19 protein-coding genes are annotated in these 17,711 nt (G+C 45.6%); 7 read left to right on the top strand and 12 right to left on the bottom strand.

What is annotated here, in order from left to right:
* Nucleotides 1–18 precede the first annotated feature (18 nt).
* From LN893_RS15560 to LN893_RS15540, 6 genes are all read right to left on the bottom strand, one after another.
* Nucleotides 19–1,197: a thiolase family protein gene (locus LN893_RS15560; protein ID WP_229971660.1), complete on the bottom strand. Its 1,179-nt coding sequence runs from the start codon at nucleotides 1,195–1,197 to the stop codon at nucleotides 19–21.
* A 257-nt stretch (nucleotides 1,198–1,454) separates the two neighbouring features.
* On the bottom strand, nucleotides 1,455–1,568 hold the full coding sequence (locus tag LN893_RS21015; RefSeq protein ID WP_500797097.1) for a GIY-YIG nuclease family protein: 114 nt from the start codon (nucleotides 1,566–1,568) through the stop codon (nucleotides 1,455–1,457).
* Between the two features lie 87 nt (nucleotides 1,569–1,655).
* The gene (locus LN893_RS20795; protein ID WP_369427688.1) at nucleotides 1,656–1,751 is read right to left on the bottom strand and encodes a GIY-YIG nuclease family protein; all 96 of its coding nucleotides are present in this window, start codon (nucleotides 1,749–1,751) and stop codon (nucleotides 1,656–1,658) included.
* 102 nt (nucleotides 1,752–1,853) lie between these two features.
* Nucleotides 1,854–4,256 (bottom strand): 3-hydroxyacyl-CoA dehydrogenase/enoyl-CoA hydratase family protein, encoded by a 2,403-nt coding sequence (locus tag LN893_RS15550; RefSeq protein ID WP_229971658.1) that lies wholly within the window; start codon nucleotides 4,254–4,256, stop codon nucleotides 1,854–1,856.
* 25 nt (nucleotides 4,257–4,281) lie between these two features.
* A complete protein-coding gene (locus LN893_RS15545; RefSeq protein WP_229971656.1) occupies nucleotides 4,282–4,716 on the bottom strand; it encodes a MarR family winged helix-turn-helix transcriptional regulator in 435 nt (144 codons plus the stop codon).
* 225 nt (nucleotides 4,717–4,941) lie between these two features.
* Nucleotides 4,942–6,702: an AMP-dependent synthetase/ligase gene (locus LN893_RS15540; protein WP_229971654.1), complete on the bottom strand. Its 1,761-nt coding sequence runs from the start codon at nucleotides 6,700–6,702 to the stop codon at nucleotides 4,942–4,944.
* 239 nt (nucleotides 6,703–6,941) lie between these two features.
* On the opposite strand from LN893_RS15540, the gene LN893_RS15535 reads away from it, so the two are divergent.
* From LN893_RS15535 to murQ, 4 genes are all read left to right on the top strand, one after another.
* Nucleotides 6,942–8,099 (top strand): formimidoylglutamase, encoded by a 1,158-nt coding sequence (locus LN893_RS15535; protein WP_229971653.1) that lies wholly within the window; start codon nucleotides 6,942–6,944, stop codon nucleotides 8,097–8,099.
* Nucleotides 8,100–8,236: 137 nt separating this feature from the next.
* The gene (locus LN893_RS15530; RefSeq protein WP_229971652.1) at nucleotides 8,237–8,476 is read left to right on the top strand and encodes a cytochrome b5 domain-containing protein; all 240 of its coding nucleotides are present in this window, start codon (nucleotides 8,237–8,239) and stop codon (nucleotides 8,474–8,476) included.
* 53 nt (nucleotides 8,477–8,529) lie between these two features.
* The gene (locus LN893_RS15525; protein WP_229971651.1) at nucleotides 8,530–9,393 is read left to right on the top strand and encodes a BadF/BadG/BcrA/BcrD ATPase family protein; all 864 of its coding nucleotides are present in this window, start codon (nucleotides 8,530–8,532) and stop codon (nucleotides 9,391–9,393) included.
* Between the two features lie 96 nt (nucleotides 9,394–9,489).
* The gene (gene murQ / locus LN893_RS15520; RefSeq protein ID WP_369427687.1) at nucleotides 9,490–10,305 is read left to right on the top strand and encodes an N-acetylmuramic acid 6-phosphate etherase; all 816 of its coding nucleotides are present in this window, start codon (nucleotides 9,490–9,492) and stop codon (nucleotides 10,303–10,305) included.
* Nucleotides 10,306–10,412: 107 nt separating this feature from the next.
* On the opposite strand, the gene LN893_RS15515 is transcribed toward murQ, so the two are convergent.
* Nucleotides 10,413–11,441, bottom strand: a complete 1,029-nt coding sequence (locus LN893_RS15515; RefSeq protein ID WP_229971650.1) for a hypothetical protein — start codon at nucleotides 11,439–11,441, stop codon at nucleotides 10,413–10,415.
* 297 nt (nucleotides 11,442–11,738) lie between these two features.
* On the opposite strand from LN893_RS15515, the gene LN893_RS15510 reads away from it, so the two are divergent.
* A complete protein-coding gene (locus LN893_RS15510; protein WP_229971649.1) occupies nucleotides 11,739–12,308 on the top strand; it encodes a hypothetical protein in 570 nt (189 codons plus the stop codon).
* Between the two features lie 153 nt (nucleotides 12,309–12,461).
* On the opposite strand, the gene LN893_RS15505 is transcribed toward LN893_RS15510, so the two are convergent.
* The 5 genes from LN893_RS15505 to era form a co-directional block, all read right to left on the bottom strand.
* Nucleotides 12,462–12,614 carry a hypothetical protein gene (locus LN893_RS15505; protein ID WP_229971648.1) on the bottom strand — a complete coding sequence of 51 codons (153 nt, stop codon included), beginning with the start codon at nucleotides 12,612–12,614 and terminating at the stop codon, nucleotides 12,462–12,464.
* Nucleotides 12,615–12,790: 176 nt separating this feature from the next.
* A complete protein-coding gene (locus LN893_RS15500) occupies nucleotides 12,791–12,985 on the bottom strand; it encodes a hypothetical protein (protein ID WP_229971647.1) in 195 nt (64 codons plus the stop codon).
* A 160-nt stretch (nucleotides 12,986–13,145) separates the two neighbouring features.
* The gene (locus LN893_RS15495; RefSeq protein WP_229971645.1) at nucleotides 13,146–13,337 is read right to left on the bottom strand and encodes a hypothetical protein; all 192 of its coding nucleotides are present in this window, start codon (nucleotides 13,335–13,337) and stop codon (nucleotides 13,146–13,148) included.
* 72 nt (nucleotides 13,338–13,409) lie between these two features.
* Nucleotides 13,410–14,723, bottom strand: coding sequence for a ribosome biogenesis GTPase Der (gene der / locus LN893_RS15490; RefSeq protein WP_229971643.1), 1,314 nt, complete (start codon nucleotides 14,721–14,723; stop codon nucleotides 13,410–13,412).
* A 69-nt stretch (nucleotides 14,724–14,792) separates the two neighbouring features.
* On the bottom strand, nucleotides 14,793–15,680 hold the full coding sequence (gene era, locus LN893_RS15485) for a GTPase Era (protein WP_229971641.1): 888 nt from the start codon (nucleotides 15,678–15,680) through the stop codon (nucleotides 14,793–14,795).
* Nucleotides 15,681–16,060: 380 nt separating this feature from the next.
* Between era and hemH the strand changes: the two genes are divergently transcribed.
* Together hemH and LN893_RS20990 are read left to right on the top strand one after the other, a co-directional pair.
* Entirely contained in the window at nucleotides 16,061–17,089 is a 1,029-nt protein-coding gene (gene hemH / locus LN893_RS15480; protein ID WP_229971638.1) for a ferrochelatase, read from the top strand.
* Nucleotides 17,090–17,504: 415 nt separating this feature from the next.
* On the top strand, nucleotides 17,505–17,711 hold a 207-nt coding region (locus LN893_RS20990), incomplete at its 3' end, for an IS1/IS1595 family N-terminal zinc-binding domain-containing protein (protein ID WP_439651218.1).

Raw genomic sequence — 17,711 nt, 5'->3', positions numbered from 1 at the left:
AGATCTAGTATCTAGCGCCTATTTTAAAAGTTCATACACTCCTGCCACGCCTTGTCCGCCGCCAACGCAGGCTGTTACCAAACCGTATTTCTTGCCGAGGCGACGTAGCTCTGAAAACTGCTGCACGCTTAGCTTGGCGCCTGAGCAGCCCAGCGGGTGTCCTAAAGCGATGGCTCCGCCACTTATGTTTAGCTTGGCTGGATCAAAGTCTAGGTGGCGCATCACAGCGATAGACTGAGCCGCAAAAGCTTCGTTCATCTCAATCAAGTCGATATCATCCAGCTTCATACCTACTTGCTTCAGCACTTTTGGTACAGCAGCAATTGGCCCCATGCCCATAATGCGTGGATCTATACCTCCTGTGGCATAGCCTAACATGCGGGCAATCGGCTCCAGGTTCAGCTCCTTCACCATGCGCTCGCTCATCACAATCACAAAGGCGGCACCGTCTGAAGTCTGGGAAGAGTTACCAGCGGTTACCGTACCGCCTGCTGCAAACACAGGCTTCAGCCTGGCCAGCGCCTCCATAGAGGTATCGGCACGAGGCCCTTCATCAGTATCTACCACGTAAGAACGGGTTTTCTTTTTGCCGTTCTCGTCCACGTAAGTTTCCTCCACAGTAATCGGCACAATCTGGTCTTTGAACACGCCGTCGGCAATTGCTTTCAGCGCTTTCTGATGCGACTGGTAAGCAAACTCATCCTGGTCTTCACGTGAAACATCGTAATCTTTGGCCACAGCCTCGGCTGTAAGGCCCATGCTCAGGTACCAGTCTGGATTTTCTTTGGCGATTTTATAGTTGGGCGCTGTTTTCCAGCCAGCCGTAGGCACCATCGACATCGACTCAGTACCACCTGCTATAATACAGTCGGCCATACCTGCCTGTATGCGGTTAGCGGCCATGGCAATGGTTTCCAGACCTGAGCCGCAGTAGCGGTTCACCGTCATACCAGAAACTGACATGGGCAGCGACAACAGCGAGATCATTCGGCCAATCTGCAGGCCCTGCTCTGCCTCTGGCACTGCGTTGCCCACAATCAGGTCGTCTACCCGCTCAGGATCCAGGGCTGGCACTGATTTAACTAAATGTTTGATTACTTCAGCGGCCAAATCGTCGGGCCTGGTGAACCGAAAGCCGCCACGCCCAGCTTTACCCACGGCGCTACGAAATCCAGCTACGATATATGCATTGTTCATTTTGATGCTTTTTTATAGTTAAAACTATCGGCTATACTCTATAACTTCTCTTTATCCTGTAAGAATCTTTGTTGACAGAAGTATCTGCTTTTTGCTCCTGCTTAACCTCCCTTCTACCAAGTTTCTTTCAGAATGACAGAGAGGGGACTTTTCTTTTCCCAGATGCTTTGCACATTCATCGGGGCTTCCCATCATTTACTAACCTTCCCTTTTGTCATCTTGTAAAGATCTTGGTAGAAGGGAGGTTAAGCGCTTGTTTAGTCATCAACCTTCAGAAACCGCAGGTATGGATTTTCACTTTTGATGAGATCCATCTTCTGCTCATGCCCAAGAAGTTTCAGCTCTTTCTCCCGCTCAATGGCATGCCGCACATACGTATAACGCTCGTAGTACAGCAGCTTATAGCAGCAGTAGCGGCCAGCAAAGCTTTCAGGCTTTCCCCGATTCGCCCTGTGCTGTTACAGCCTCGTAACCAAGTCATTTGTCACACCAACATAAAGCACATTCTTACCTGGGTTGGTAATGATGTAAACAAAGTAGTTGTGGCTTTTCATAGCAAAGGCTTTAACTCCCTTCTAACAAGATCCTTACAGGATGACAAAGAACGATTGTATGTGGTTGTAAGGACAGGTCGCGACCTGCCCTTACGGTTCGGCTTAATTCCTCAGCGGTTTGCCTGTGGTCAGGATGCTTTGGATACGCTCAAGCGTCTTACGCTCGCCTGTCAGCGACAGGAAGGCTTCACGCTCCAGGTCCAGCAGGTATTGCTCGCTTACCTCGGTTGGGTAAGACAAATCGCCACCGCACATTACGTAAGCCAGCTTATGCGAAATCTTCAGGTCGTGCTCCGACATGTAGCGGCCCGTATACATGGCATTCGCACCTGTCAGGAACATACCCATAGCGCCTCTGCCCTGCACCTTGATATTCGTGCGCTGCACAGGCTTGGTATAGCCCGCTTCCGCCAACAGTATAGCCTGCGCTTTGGCATCGGCAATCAGTCGGTTGTTGTTGATGGTAATACAATCCTTTGCACGGATATAGCCCAAGTCAATAGCCTCTTTAGCCGAGGTAGACACTTTGGCCATACCGATGTTGAGGTACACGTTTTTCAGGTCGTTATACTCAATATCGCCATCAGCATAAGCATCCGCGGCACGTAAGGTCATTTCTTTTGTACCGCCACCGCCAGGTATCAAACCAACACCAAACTCTACCAAGCCCATGTAAGTCTCGGCAGCCGCCTGTATGTGGTCGCAATGCAAATTCAGTTCGCAGCCACCACCCAGCGTAAGGCCGTGGGGCGCGCCCACCACAGGAATAGCTGAGTAGCGCATGCGCATCATGGTGTTCTGGAACTGCCTGATGATCATGTTCAGTTCGTCATAATCCTGATCCAGGGCATACATATAAATCAGGCCCACATTGGCACCAGCTGAGAAGTTTGCAGCGTCGCTGCCCACTACCATACCACGGAAATCCTTCTCGGCAATGTCTATACCTTTGTTCAGCGCCTGGATTACATCGCCGCCCATGGCGTTCATTTTCGTGTGAAACTCCACGTTCAGGATGCCATCGCCTAAATCTATAAGAGAGGCGCCGCTGTTTTTCCACACCAAACTGCTGCCACGCAGGTTATTCAGGATTATAAAGTTCTCGGCACCAGGTATAGCTTTGTATTCCTTGCTTTCGAGGTCGTAGTAGCGGCGTTTGCCGTTCTCTACAATGTAGAAGGACTCTTTGCCACTGTTTAGCATTTCCTCTACCCAAGCCGCAGGCTCATAGCCTGACTCGATCATGCGCTGCACACCTTCACGGGCGCCAATGGCATCCCAATACTCAAAAGGACCTAGCTCCCAACCGAAGCCAGCACGCAGGGCATCGTCGATGCGGTATAGTTCGTCGGAGATTTCAGGGATACGGTTGCTCACATACTGGAAAAGCCCGAACAGCGTCTCGTTGAAGAACTGAGCGGCTTTGTCTGTTTGGCGGGAAAATACCTGGATGCGTTTGCGCAGGTCCTCCACAGGCTTCAGGGCTTCCAAGCTCTGGAATTTCACCTTCTGCTTCGGCCCGTACTCCATCGTGTTTAGGTCCAGTGTCAGGATTTCGGTTTTGCCTTTGGCATCTTTTGTTTTCTTATAAAAACCCTGACCTGTTTTGTCGCCCAGCCACTTGTTCTCAGCCATCTGCTGCACGTAGCCAGGTATCTGAAACAAGTCGCGCGACTCATCCTTCTCCCCTGCCTGGTACAGTCCGTTGGCCACGTTGATAGTAGTGTCCAAACCAACCACATCCAGCGTGCGGAAAGTAGCAGACTTCGGACGGCCCACGATTGGGCCTGTTATTTTATCAACCTCATCAATCGTTAAACCTGTTTTCTCCATGGCTTTCAGCGTTTGCATAATGCCATAGATGCCCACACGGTTTGCGATGAAGGCAGGTGTGTCTTTTGCCAGCACCGTGGTCTTTCCTAAGTATAGATCGCCGTAGTGCATCAGGAAGTCTACTACATCCTTGTCTGTTTCGGGCGTAGGTATAATTTCCAGTAACTTGAGGTAGCGCGGCGGGTTAAAGAAGTGCGTACCGCAGAAGTGCTTTTTAAAGTCGTCGGAGCGGCCCTCCAGCATCAGGTGGATTGGGATACCCGAAGTGTTCGAGGAGATGAGGGTGCCAGGTTTGCGGAACTGCTCTACCTGGTCGTAGACAATTTTCTTGATTTTCAGGTTCTCTACCACCACCTCAATAGTCCAATCGGCTGTGGCTATGTCCTTCATGTCGTCGTCGAAGTTACCTGTTTTAATTAGGCGGGCATCAGACTTACGATACAGCGGCGAGGGGTTTGAGTTAATAGCTGCCTGCAGGTGCCCGTCTACCAGGCGGTTACGTACAGTTTTATTTTCCAGCGACAGTCCTTTTTTCTCTTCCTCTGGCGTCAGTTCTTTCGGAACAATGTCCAGCAGCAGCACCTGCACGCCAATGTTGGCGAAGTGACAGGCAATGCGAGAACCCATTACGCCTGAGCCCAGAACGGCTACTTTTTTAATGGTTCTTTTCATATGGTATGAATGGTTACCTATAGTTTTAGAATACGTCTTTATTTTCTATCATGTCCTGTATGCGGGCACACACACGAAAGAACACCTCCAGATCTTCCTGCGACAGCTCCTCCCGTACTTTATGATTAAATCGCTTTACCGTCTGTCGGGCAAATTCTTTTTTCTCCAACCCCTTCTCCGTTAAAAAGATGCGCACCAGGCGCTTGTCTTTGTCGTCAGACACCTTATAGATTAGGCCCTGCTCTTCCATGCTTTTCAGGATGCGGGTAAGGCTGCGGGCCTCCAAGCCAAGCAAGGGAGCTATTTTGGTGGCGGGTGTTCCTGCTTCCTGGTTGATGTTCAGCAAAACAAACCCTACAGATGTGGTTATATCGCTTTTGGCAGCTTCTGTATTGTACATCCGTGCAATGGCATGCCAACAGACTTTGAAGTTATAATCTACTGTTTCTTCAGGCTTCATGCATTAAAATTGATGTATACCAAATATAACGAAATATGTTATGCTTGCATACTAATTTAACAAAAATTTTAACTCGCTTACACCTAAGCCAATCAGCCATTTTACTTCTTCGACTTAAGTGCTTCTTTTGTTTATGCAGAAAAAGCTGAAATGGTTATAAAAAAAGCAGCCCCTTCCGCTATGGAAGAGGCTGCTTTTATAAACTGTGGCTGTTGATTTAAAGCACTAACTATACATAGCTTCAATCAGGTGGCCATACTTTGTAGTAATAACTCTGCGCTTCACGCTAAGCTTTGGTGTCAGTTCACCGCTTTCTATCGTCCATAGCTTCGGTAGCAACTTGAACTTTTTAATTGTTTCGTACTGTGCCAGCCCTTCGTTCGTTTTGTTAACTTCGCGCTTAAACTTGTCTATTACCTCAGGCCTTGTAATCATTTCTTCATCCGAAGTATAAGGTATGCCTTTAAACTGACACCAGTCCTGTAGCCCCAGGAACGAAGGCACGATAAGGGCTGACGCATACTTCTGCCCTTCCCCTACTACCATCACCTGCTCAATTACCACAGATTCCTTCAGCTTATTTTCTATAATTTGAGGCGCGATGTACTTGCCGCCCGAAGTCTTGAACATTTCCTTCTTGCGATCTGTAATTTTCAGAAACTTTCCCTCCAGCAACTCACCGATATCTCCTGTATGGAACCAACCTTCAGCATCGATGGCTTCGGCGGTTTGGTCAGGCTTTTTATAGTAGCCTTTCATAATATGCGGCCCACGCGACAATACCTCACCGTCCTCCGCTATTTTTATCTCTACCCCGTCTATAGCCATGCCCACCGTACCAATCATATTGTTTTCAGGTTCCCAGCGGTTCACGGAAATCACAGGCGATGTCTCGGTTAAGCCATAGCCTTCCATTACCCGAATATTAGCAGACCAGAACACGCGTGCCAGACGAGGTTGCAATGCCGCGCCGCCCGACACAACAGCTCTTATGTTCCCACCTAGGGCCTCTCGCCATTTATTAAAGATTAGCTTATTTGCTAGTTCTAACTGTTTATTGTACCACCAACCTTGGTTTTCGCGAGTATCATACTTTAAACCAAGCTCAAGGGCCCAGAAAAATAATTTGCGTTTGATACCTGTCAGCTCCAAGCCTTTGGCCACGATTTTATCATATACTTTTTCCAGCAGGCGTGGTACAGTAGTAAACACATGTGGCTGCACCTCCTTCAGGTTATCAGCAACTTTCTCTATGCTTTCTGCATAGTAGATCGACACACCAATGCGCATATATAGATACAGCAGCATGCGCTCAAAAATATGCGACAACGGTAAAAAGCTAAGAGCACGGTGGCGATAATCTACAGGCACATAAGGCTCTGTTCCCATCACGTTGCTCATCAGGTTATTGTGTGTGAGCATTACACCCTTAGGGCTGCCTGTTGTTCCAGAAGTATAAATCAGGGTAAGTATATCCTCTGGGCTTACAGCTGCTTTCAAAGGCAACAGTTTAGCAGGATCGTCTCTTTTACCCAACTCTACCACCTCAGACCAGTGCTTAGCTCCCTGCACCGTATCAAAAGTGTAAATCTCTCTAACACTGTCCATGCCCGCCGTAGCAGCAGCCACTTTGTTGTATAGCTCCTGGTCTGCAACAAACACAACCTTTACTTCTGCATCGTTAAAGATATAGCGATAATCTTCAACGGTTATTGTGGGGTACATTGGTACACTAATGCCACCTATCTGCTGAATACCAAAATCTGCCAATACCCACTCTGGGCGGTTCATTGATATAATGGCTACCTTATCTCCCTTTCCAACACCTAATTTTAGAAGACCCAGGCTTATCTGGTCCGCTTTATCCTGCACATCCTGCGTGCTATACTTCACCCATTCCCCGTTTACTTTTGCAGCTAGACAATCTGGCTGCGGAAACTTCTGAAGCTGATGCGGAAGGAGATCGAGTATACGGGTAGTATTCATGTTTTTTTCTAGTGTAACAGGGGATTATGCGAAACAAAACAAAAAGTTAGTATTTACTCACTTTTAACTTTTCATTAATGCGATTTAAGTATTTTTTCTGAAATCTGCCACTTATGCATCTAAAATATTGAGCAGGGCCAATATTTATAAGTAATTCTATACCTAAGGTTACATATGAGCTTTAGCACAGCTCTACAACTTGGTTTTTTTGCTATATTTGATTCTCTCAGTAAAGCTTTATGAACCTTTCTATCTTTTTCGAGCCACTTAACGAGGATGTGTTTGTTAGCCTTGACAAACCACGAACGCTAGGGGCTTACATTAATCGCTTTGTAAGCAAGTTTCCTGACTGGCGAAACGCAGATATCGCCTTGCTTGGCATAAACGAAAGCAGAGGCAGCTCCAACACTGACGAACAAAACAGTGCCGTAGCTCCAGCCCGTGCTGTACGCCTGAAACTGTACGACCTAAACAAAGGGTCGGGCCGCTGTAAGGTTGTTGACCTCGGAAACCTGAGGCCTGGCATTACGCTAGAGGATACTTACCTGCGCCTGAAAGAGATTGTTGAGGTACTAATTTCGCATAATACCTTGCCTGTTATTATAGGCGGCTCTCACGATTTGGAGTACGGGCAATACCTTGGGTATGAGCACATGGAGCGTGCGGTAAACATGGTAACCGTAGATAGCAGCGTAGACATGACTGAACTGGTAGAAGCTTCTCCAAACCGAAAGCAACTACGCAGAATTCTGATGCACGAGCCAAACTACCTCTTTAGCTTAGGGCAGATCGGCTACCAGTCGTACTTGGTTGAAACGGAGGTGATGGCTACTTTGGAAAAGCTGCATTTTGAGGCTTACCGTTTAGGCGAGGTACACCGAAGCCTGCAGGAAATGGAACCAGTAGTACGCATGGCAGACCTGTTAACCTTCGATATCAAGGCTATCCGTTACCAGGACGCCCCCTGCTACGAGCCATCTAACCCATTCGGTCTGACAGGCGAGGAAGCATGCCAGCTTTGTTGGTACGCAGGCCTTAACGACAACTTAACGTCTATCGGCATTTATGAGTACGACCCTGAGCAGGACGAGAAGCAACTAACAGCTATGACGATTGCCACCATGATCTGGTACTTTATTGAAGGCTTCTACCATCGGAAGCAAGAAGTAGGCTTTAGAAGCAAACAATTCACGAAGTATGCCGTTGCCTTTGATGAGAACCCAGACAGAATGGTTTTTTATAAGAGCAAGCAAAGCGAAAAATGGTGGCTGGAGGTGGAGGCACTTGCCAGCGACAAAGGCTCCAGAATAGTACCTTGCAGCTACGAAGATTACTTGCAGGCAAGCAAAGGCGAAGTACCAAACCGATGGATTTTGACCCAAGCCCGCATAGGCTAATCATTTTACTTGAAAATGAGGAGATGCGGAAATTTGATGTTGTAGAAACATGACTATTAATGTTTGATGTATATTTTTACCATCATGCACTTTACTTTCTGCCTAATTTACCATCTCCAAATCTCCAAATTTAAAACATGGACTTACCAGTATATACACTGCAGCAGTTAGCATCAAGAAATGGCCAGGACCGTGATGAAATTTGGGTTGCCTACAAAGGCGTTATCTACGATGTGAAGAAATCGAGACTATGGCGAGATGGTAAGCACTACGAGCACTGGGCAGGACAAGACCTTACAGCAGAAATGAAAGACGCACCTCATGAAGAATTCGTTTTTGATAAGTTTCAGGCAGTAGGGCTAGTTAAAAAGGCATAAAAAATAACACTCTTAAGAGAACGACTAATAATTATTATCCTAAAACGATATTTATGATACTAATTGCTGATAGCGGTTCCACGAAAACAGATTGGCGTATGATAGACGCTGATAGTATGCTGGAGCAGGTTTATACATTAGGTTTCAACCCTATGTACCAGGAGGCCGATGAGATACAGAATGTTTTAGAAACAACGCTGCTACCGCAGCTGATAAATAAAACTCCTTCCGAAATACATTTCTATGGTGCAGGATGTAGCTCACCAGACCGCAACAAGCGTGTAGAAGATGCCCTGTCTCACCTTTTCCCGAGCGCTGTTATTTATGTAGACCATGACTTGTTAGCTGCTGCTCGTGCGGCTTGTGGCCAAGAGACAGGCATTGCCTGTATTGCAGGCACTGGCTCCAATACCTGCCTATACAATGGTAAAGATGTAGTAGATAATGTTCCATCTCTTGGCTTTTTGTTAGGCGACGAAGGCAGCGGTGCCTACATGGGCAAATTGCTCATTAGTGCTTACCTATATCGTGAACTTCCTGAGGAGTTGGCCAGAACGTTGCAGAACCGCTACAATCTCACAAAAAATGGCATTCTGGAAGAGCTTTACGGCTCGAGTATGCCAAGCCGCTACATGGCTTCCTTTGCGAAGTTCATGCACGAGAAGCGCAAAAACCCAGTTATACATGCCATGATATATGAGAACTTTACTCTCTTATTCGAAAGGCACATCAGCAAGTATGATGGTTTTCCTGATTTACCAGTAAACTTTGTAGGTTCTGTTGCTCATTATTTCTCTGAAGAGCTAAAGCAGGTAGCAAAGAAGTATGGCGTCAACATCAACAGAATTATTGGTAGCCCAAGCGAAGGCTTAGTAGAATACCACCAGCAGTTACTTTCTAAAGCTGGCACCGTATAACGAACTTGTAAAGGCTGAGCAAAACTCAGCTAACGTAGTTCAATTGTTACTTCGGAAGGCTTTTTCCTTCTATAATTTTCACTTTAAACGATCAACGTGTCAACCACCGAATCTGCCTCTAACTATAATCACCTGGAACGGATGTCTGTACAGGAATTATTGGAGAATATCAATCGTGAAGATAAAACTGTTCCTTTAGCAGTAGAAAAAGCGATACCGCAACTTGAAAAACTAGTGACTGCCACTGTAGAGCTACTACAGAAAGGTGGTCGTTTATTTTATATAGGAGCAGGCACCAGTGGCCGCTTAGGTATAATAGATGCTTCGGAATGCCCCCCTACATTTGGTGTTCAGCAGGGCATGGTGGTAGGCTTGATAGCTGGAGGTGACAGCGCTATTCGGGAAGCGGTTGAATTTGCGGAAGATGACCAGCACCAGGCATGGAAAGATCTACAGAAATACCGTATCACAGAAAATGACATTGTGGTAGGAATTGCGGCATCTGGCAGAACACCTTACGTGATAGGTGGCTTGGAAACGTGCCGCAAGCATGGCATCGCCACTGGCTGTATCGTCTGTAATACAGAAAGTGCGATTGCTGCTGTCTCAGACTACCCCGTAGAGGTAATTACGGGGCCTGAGTTTGTTACGGGCAGCACCCGCATGAAAGCTGGCACAGCACAAAAGCTTGCGTTAAACATGCTCACAACCTCCACCATGATTCGGTTAGGCCGCGTGCAAGGAAATAAGATGGTTGACATGCAGTTGTCTAACGAGAAGTTGGTAGGCAGAGGCAACCGCATGCTAATGGAAGAATTACAACTTGCCAAACCAGAAGCCGCCGCCCTGCTTCAAAAATATGGCAGCGTTCGGGCAGCTATCGAAGCTTTCAGGAAGAGCGATAGCGTCTAACCAAAATCAAAAGCCCTGACAAAGTTCTTTTGTCAGGGCTTTTGATTTAAAAGTACTTACCTCTTACTAAGTGTGTTGCGGAGTATTACATTGCTTTAAACCGACACCTACTCCGCCTCAACCAAGCCTTCCATAATCACATCGACAGCCTCTCTACTCGGTACATAGTAGTTTGCTACAGACCAACCATAGCTCAACTTGAACCTATCATCCTGAAGGTTATACCGCACTTTTTTTCTATAATCTGCCAAAGGTTCTAAACCTAACTTGGAGCGCCTCTCGTTAACTTCACTTAGCTCACCTGCACTTAACTTCTCTACAAGATAACCTTGCGTTTTCTCAAGCTTTTTGTCTTGTGCACAGTCCTCAGGGTTATTGCAATTTACTTTTATAAAGGCCCTGCTGCTATAAATATGTTTGCCTGCCTGTTGGTCCATGAGGTAAGCAGCTGCCTGCGGCGCAAGCTTACCCTCATGCACTGCCTGCGTTAGTATGCTTGTAAAGTCGAAGCCCCCTTTTAATTTTGTCTGCCGCTGAATTACAATGCTATAGCGCGGCAATTCCTCCAGTGTATCAGCTACTCCAACCAAGGCTTCTCCAGGGTAACCGTACTGCGAAATCCAGTTCAGCAGCATCTTTACGTTAGCAGATTCTATTTCGCGCAGCGTATCACGATACACCCGCAGCCCTCCTTCTGCTTGCCTGAAATACTGGTCCCGCGCGTAAAGCTCATCCAGGTCGGCACGCAAATCCAAATTTGCTGTGCTTTCAAATGTACGGCGGTACTTTCGGGATTTGCGCCTAAACTTTCGCCATTGCCTGGTAGTATGCAACTCTTCAAAAACAGGTTGACTCTCTAAATAAGAGAAGGCCACTCCTTTCAGCACAAGCTGCTCTAAATATTCCACCGTCTGCTTTTGGTTAGCGGTAAGCATAGCACACACTGCTGCATTGTAATAATCTCTTGCAAGCGGAGCCGACACCGTCGTAAAAGCCTGCTGATAATACACAAGCGCAGAGTCGTACTGTTGAGACACAACTTTCAGTTCTGCCTCGTTTATCAGCGGGTAGTATGCTTTAACATAATCTGGATTGGCTTTAGCTGTTTGAGCAGCAGTTATTAACAGGAATAACAACAAGCACAACTTATAACAAGGTTGCCAGCTGAGCCTATAATTGTTGTTCTGGAGAAAAAATAGATTCATGCAGTGGTATAATTTCAATTTATTATTTGAACGCTAATTTCTTTTATATCGCACATAAAGCTAAAACAGTTCCAGTTGTACAGCACTTTGTATCTTTGCCGTAGCAACCTCAAACTAATCCAGAAACAATAAATTCTTAATAAAACATGCGGAACTCTTAACTCCGAATGAGCCTTAGGAGTAAATAAGGCATGATTTGATCGCGGTAGCGGCAGCTATATTTAGACTATGCATACAATAGAACCTTTTTACAATTGGATTGACAATTATTATGCGTCAGAGGACCCACGCTCTCCTCTTTATGGTGCAGAGAACAGTCTATCCCAGTATACCAATACTATTTACGGATACTATATCCATCCGCAGTGGGACGATATCGACTCTGAAACACTCTTTCTTAAGATACTTTATGCTGATTACGAATTAGGCTTCACTGTTATCGAATTTATCGGAGAGTGGAATGATACACTGCATAATGATATCATGAAGCTGAAGCGTAATATCATAGACCCGCTGGTACACGAAGGCATCAGTCACTTTATCATAATTGGCGAAAATGTTTTCAACTTTCATGGCTCCGACGATTCTTATTACGAAGAATGGTTCGAGGATATTGAAGAAGGATGGATTGCAGCGCTTGGTTTTCAGGATTTTGTAATAGACGAGATGAAGAACTACAACCTAGATTACTATATTAACTATGGCGGCTCTCTTGAACAAGTTCCATGGCGTACTTTCGCCCCTAAGCGACTGTTCGAACTGGTGAATAGCCTTATTCAAAAAAGGCTTGGACCATAATTACTTGTAGACCAACTGCAAAAAGGGGCTGCCTGATAAATCAGGCAGCCCCTTTCAGTTTTCACATAGCCTCTAGAGCAGAGAAAATCTTAATCCACAGCGTTGACACATGCTTTTCCAGCGATACCGCTTTGGCTGTTGCATTGCTTCAGATTATCTATCGATTTCGTCCTCTACCTCATCTGCTGCGTCTTCTACTTCATCGCCTACTTCTTCGGCAGTATCTTCAACGCTGTTTTCGGTTGAGGCACAAGAGGCAAAACTAAGCACTCCCACTGCCAGGAACATAAATAATACTTTTTTCATAGTTATCAAAGTTAAAAGTAAATAATGCACAAAGGCTTTGAAGTGCCCTCTAGCGCAGTTAATACTCCTGCTAGCGCTAGAGTTTCTCCTATCTTTTGCTCTTATAATTTTACATAAAAAAGCGAGGGCGAATCATGTTGATGATCCGTCATCGCTTTTTATACTTGTTTAGGTATCTAGTCTCTGATCTCGCCTGCAGCTTCTTCTCCTCCCTCTTCTATATCCTCAGCAGTTTGCTCTGCTTCATCTTCCATTTCTTCAGAACCTTCCTCAATATTTTGCTCGGTTTCCTCTGTTCTACTCTCAGTAGATTCACAAGAAGCAAATGTAAAAAGCCCAGCTAGTGCGAATAAATATAATGTCTTTTTCATGATCTTCTGGTTTTTATAATTTAGGTATTGCTACAGCTTTCTGCAATACCCAAACGCTTACGCACCAACCAAAGAGTAAGTTACAAAAACAGAAAAGGCACCCTTTTGAGGTGCCTTTTCTGTTTCCTGGCCATGCGCCAGGTGGTTTTTTTGCTGCTAATTACTGTACAACAGTTGTATCAGCTTCAAGAGAGTCAGCTGCAGGAGCTTCCTCAACAACTGGAGCCTCCTCAACAGGAGCTTCTTCAACTACAGTTTCTTCAGTAGCTTCAGACTCAGTAGTAGCCTCAGAGTTGCAAGATGCAAAAGCGAAAAGGCCAGCAACGAAAAGTAAACCAAATACTTTTTTCATGATGTTTTTGATGATTTTTATAAATTGAGGAGCAAATATACTACTATATTTGAATCTCTTAATTATCGCAAATTATTTTTTCCTAAACACCAACTTAATCGGAACGCCTTCGAACCCAAAGTGCTTGCGGATACTGTTTTCCAGGTAGCGCACATACGGGTCTTTAATGTACTGCGGCAGGTTACAGAAGAAAGCAAACGTAGGATTGTGTGTTGGTAACTGCGTGATATACTTTATCTTCACAAACTTTCCTTTAATTGCTGGCGGTCCATATCGCTCAATCTCTGGCAAGATCAGGTCGTTCAGTTTAGAGGTAGAAATCTTCTGAGTTTTATTATCATACACCTCCATCGCCTTCTCTACAGCCTTGTGCACACGCTGCTTTGTTACCACCGAAGTAAATATAACGGGCACATACTTAATTGGGGCAATGCGCTCCAGAATCTCCTCCTCAAACTCTTTGGTAGAATTGGTGTCTTTCTCAACCAAATCCCACTTGTTTACCAGTATAACAATGCCTTTTCGGTTTTTCTCGGCCAGGGTAATAATATTAACGTCCTGCGCCTCTATACCACGCGTAGCATCCAGCATCACGATACAAACATCAGCATCTTCCAGGGCGCGCACCGAGCGCATTACGGAGTAGAACTCAATGTCCTCGCTCACTTTGCTCTTGCGGCGAAGACCAGCTGTATCTACTATAATAAACTCTTTGCCAAAGGCATTGTAACGAGAATGGATAGCATCGCGGGTAGTACCAGCAATATCAGTTACGATGTTTCGGTCCTCACCCAACAACAGGTTTACAAAAGAAGACTTGCCAACGTTCGGGCGACCAAGTACGGCCAGCCTCGGAATACCAGCATCAGGATCTTCTACACCTTCGTCTTTAAAGTGCTTCACCACCTCATCTAAAAGGTCGCCAGTTCCAGAACCGTTCTGTGAAGAGATCGGGAAAACATCTACTCCGATGCCTAAAGCATAGAATTCACCCATTTGGTGCGCACGTGCATGGGTATCGGCTTTGTTAGCTACAATGTAAATAGGTTTGTTGGTACGGCGAAGTACATTAGCAAACTCCTCATCCAAGCTGGTAAGGCCTGCATCTACATCCACCATAAACAGAATTACGTCGGCTTCTTTTATAGCCAACTCTACCTGCTTGTTTATTTCTCCTTCAAAAATATCGTCGGAACCGTGTACGTAGCCACCTGTGTCTATCACAGTAAAAAATTTACCTATCCAGTCGCCGTGGCCGTAGCTTCTGTCGCGGGTCACGCCGCTCTCGTTGTCCATAATGGCCATACGTTGACCAATCAGGCGGTTAAATAAAGTAGACTTGCCCACGTTGGGGCGGCCTACAATTGCAATGACATTTGATGACATCGAATAAAAATAAAATAGTTAAAGTGCCCTCGGAGCGCCTTGCCCCGAAGCTTTATGCAATGCGCCTACTTACTCGCTGTAGCCAAAGCGCCGTAGCAGCTTTTGGTCAGTTCGCCAGTTTTCGTTCACGCGCACATACAAATCAAGAAATATCTTCTTCTGGAAAAACTCTTCCATATCCACACGGGCTTGCATACCCACTTTTTTAAGTGCCTCGCCTTTGTGCCCAATCACGATGCCTTTCTGGCTTTTGCGCTCTACACTTATCTCAGCGCGGATACGGATAATCTCCTCTTCTTCTTTAAATTCCTCAATGACAACTTCGCAGCTGTAAGGAATTTCCTTTTTATAGTTGAGCAGAATCTTCTCCCGAATAATCTCCGACACAAAGAAACGCTCAGGCTTGTCAGTCAGTTCATCTTTCGGATAAAAAGCAGGATGTTCGGGCAAATAATGCAGCAGGCGACCAAATAAGTGCTCTAAACCGAAATTATGAAGCGCAGAAATGGGCAGTATTTCCGTCGGATTCATTTTCTCCTGCCAGTACGCCACCTTCTCGGTCAGCTCCTCTTCTGTGGCTTGGTCAATTTTATTTACCAGTAGCAGAATAGGCACCTCCGCATGCTGCAGGCGCTTAATCACATCGTCCTCGTCGTGCTTCTCATAAATATCGGTCACGAACAGAATCACGTCGGCATCTTCCAGCGAAGTGCGTACAAAACCCATCATGGATTCGTGCAGCGCATACTGCGGCTTTATAATACCAGGCGTGTCAGAATATACAATTTGGAAATCATCTCCGTTAAGTATACCCATAATGCGGTGGCGGGTAGTTTGTGCTTTGGACGTGATAATGGAAAGCTTCTCCCCTACCAAAGCATTCATCAGCGTAGATTTACCAACGTTTGGTTTACCTACTATACTTACAAAACCAGCTTTATGAGGTGTTTCGGCCATGCTCTTAAATTTAAGGATGCAAAAGTACTTCTTTTTTACGAGATGCCGTACGAATGTTTTAATTATTGATTTTCAGACAGGTAGAATTGTGATAATGTGCTAATATGGACGATACACGAAGGAGTTGGCGTACTGTAGCAGCGACGACACGTGCAGCCGTTACTTTTATAGCGCTTCATTTACAAAACTTTAGTGTTCTAGCGTCGGTTTTAGCTCAGTTAATACTTTGTTTATCGGAACCAAGAACTCGGAACTACTAAAACTTTCTCTATTGTTTCTGCTTTAGCAATAGACACTTCTCTATCTCCCATAGAAATTTTCGATGGGCAACAAACAGTTTATACTTCGTATCTTTGTATCAGAAAAGCATTTGTAAGTAAATGAGCAAAAAGAACACTGGTAAAATTGGCGTGCTACTGGTAAACCTTGGTACCCCAGATACACCTAATACCCCTGACGTAAGAAAATACCTGCGTGAGTTTCTGCTGGACAAGCGTGTGATAGATATACCCGCCATTGCGCGTTATGCTCTGATTAATGGTGTGATTGCTCCGTTCAGGGCACCAAAATCGGCCAAGATTTATAAAGAACTGTGGACGGAAAGAGGCTCGCCGCTGCTTTACCATGGCCTGGACCTGAAAGAGAAGCTGCAAACAGCGCTTGGCAATGGCTATTATGTAGCCTTTGGTATGCGTTACCAGAGCCCAAGTATAAAAAGCGCACTGGAAGAATTGCGCGAGCAGAGTGTGGATAGAATTATAGTTCTGCCGCTGTTTCCGCAATATGCTTCTGCCTCTACAGGTTCTGTACAGGATAAAATTATGGAGATTGTAAAAGACTGGTGGGTTATTCCAAACATCAGCTTCATCTCCAGCTTCTGCGACGACCCTGGCTTTATAAAAGCTTTTGCAGAACTTGGCAAACAGCACATGGCCAAAGACAACTACGATTTTGTAGTTTTCAGTTACCACGGAGTGCCAGAGCGACATGTACTAAAAGGTAGCGACAAAGGTTATTGCCAGTTAGGTGCCTGCTGCAACACCTATAATAAACGAAACAAGTATTGCTACCGCGCCTCTTGCTATGCCACGTCCAGGTTGCTGGCTGCTGAGCTTGGTCTGCGCGAAGACCAATATACCGTAGCCTTTCAGTCACGCTTAGGTAAAGACCCTTGGCTGAAGCCCTATACCGATGTCATTCTGCAGGACTTACCTGCTAAAGGCATCAAGAAAGTACTGGCCTACAGTCCCGCCTTTGTAGCAGACTGTCTGGAAACAACTATAGAAGTAGGCGAAGAATTTAAGGAGATGTTTTTAGAAGCTGGTGGTGAGAAATGGCAACTGGTAGAAAGCCTGAATTCTGAACCGATGTGGGTAGATGCAGTAAAGGACATGATTCTTCAGAATTAGAAAAGACTTAAGACGAAGGACATAAGACAAAAAACTTTTGCACTCTCGCGAATCTCCAGATTAATGACTTAAGGATAAGGTGGAGTCTTTGACTACACGGGTTCGCAGAGCACAAAGAAGGCCCTTCGGCTTGTGACCTTTTTCACAGAAGCCGAGTTTTATAGTCTTATATATAACTGAGTTTTACTCAAACCCCTCATATCACGAGATAGTTCTTGAGACATAAAGACAAGAGCCGCTGAAATATTTCAGCGGCTCTTGTCTTCAAAAAGAATCCTGTGTCTTGTGTCTTACGTCCTGTGTCTTTATAACCTAATCCCAGTCCCAATCAAGGTAGTCCTACAGAAGTAATGATGGCATAACAAAAAAGACCGCAGTAGTGGTAAAAAGGAGTGCGAACAACTTTTACACCATCATGAACAGGTCATGCTACTACTGCGGCAGTGTGAATATAGTCAAAAATGGCAAAACCTACTATGGTAAGGCCAGAGGCAAGTGCAAGGACTGCAGAAGGCAGTTTGTCTTTCACCGGCAAAACTGTAGTCTGAGTCCAGAGCAGAAGAGGCTCATTGAGCTTCTTCTGCTTGAACGGCTCTCCCTGGAGGGGATTTGTAGAGTGCTG

The sequence above is a fragment of the Pontibacter harenae genome (assembly GCF_020907245.1).
In the GTDB taxonomy this organism is placed as follows: domain Bacteria; phylum Bacteroidota; class Bacteroidia; order Cytophagales; family Hymenobacteraceae; genus Pontibacter; species Pontibacter harenae.
This window is presented reverse-complemented; position numbering and strand designations above follow the sequence as displayed.

Coding starts and splice junctions, on each gene's coding strand:
- LN893_RS15550 (WP_229971658.1), bottom strand. CDS start 4,256: ATGAAAAGAACCATTAAAAAAGTAGCCGTTCTGGGCTCAGGCGTAATG.
- LN893_RS15505 (WP_229971648.1), bottom strand. CDS start 12,614: ATGAAAAAAGTATTATTTATGTTCCTGGCAGTGGGAGTGCTTAGTTTT.
- LN893_RS15525 (WP_229971651.1), top strand. CDS start 8,530: ATGATACTAATTGCTGATAGCGGTTCCACGAAAACAGATTGGCGTATG.
- LN893_RS15545 (WP_229971656.1), bottom strand. CDS start 4,716: ATGAAGCCTGAAGAAACAGTAGATTATAACTTCAAAGTCTGTTGGCAT.
- LN893_RS15500 (WP_229971647.1), bottom strand. CDS start 12,985: ATGAAAAAGACATTATATTTATTCGCACTAGCTGGGCTTTTTACATTT.
- LN893_RS15560 (WP_229971660.1), bottom strand. CDS start 1,197: ATGAACAATGCATATATCGTAGCTGGATTTCGTAGCGCCGTGGGTAAA.
- LN893_RS15530 (WP_229971652.1), top strand. CDS start 8,237: ATGGACTTACCAGTATATACACTGCAGCAGTTAGCATCAAGAAATGGC.
- LN893_RS15495 (WP_229971645.1), bottom strand. CDS start 13,337: ATGAAAAAAGTATTTGGTTTACTTTTCGTTGCTGGCCTTTTCGCTTTT.
- LN893_RS20795 (WP_369427688.1), bottom strand. CDS start 1,751: ATGAAAAGCCACAACTACTTTGTTTACATCATTACCAACCCAGGTAAG.
- LN893_RS15540 (WP_229971654.1), bottom strand. CDS start 6,702: ATGAATACTACCCGTATACTCGATCTCCTTCCGCATCAGCTTCAGAAG.
- LN893_RS15535 (WP_229971653.1), top strand. CDS start 6,942: ATGAACCTTTCTATCTTTTTCGAGCCACTTAACGAGGATGTGTTTGTT.
- der (WP_229971643.1), bottom strand. CDS start 14,723: ATGTCATCAAATGTCATTGCAATTGTAGGCCGCCCCAACGTGGGCAAG.
- era (WP_229971641.1), bottom strand. CDS start 15,680: ATGGCCGAAACACCTCATAAAGCTGGTTTTGTAAGTATAGTAGGTAAA.
- LN893_RS15510 (WP_229971649.1), top strand. CDS start 11,739: ATGCATACAATAGAACCTTTTTACAATTGGATTGACAATTATTATGCG.
- hemH (WP_229971638.1), top strand. CDS start 16,061: ATGAGCAAAAAGAACACTGGTAAAATTGGCGTGCTACTGGTAAACCTT.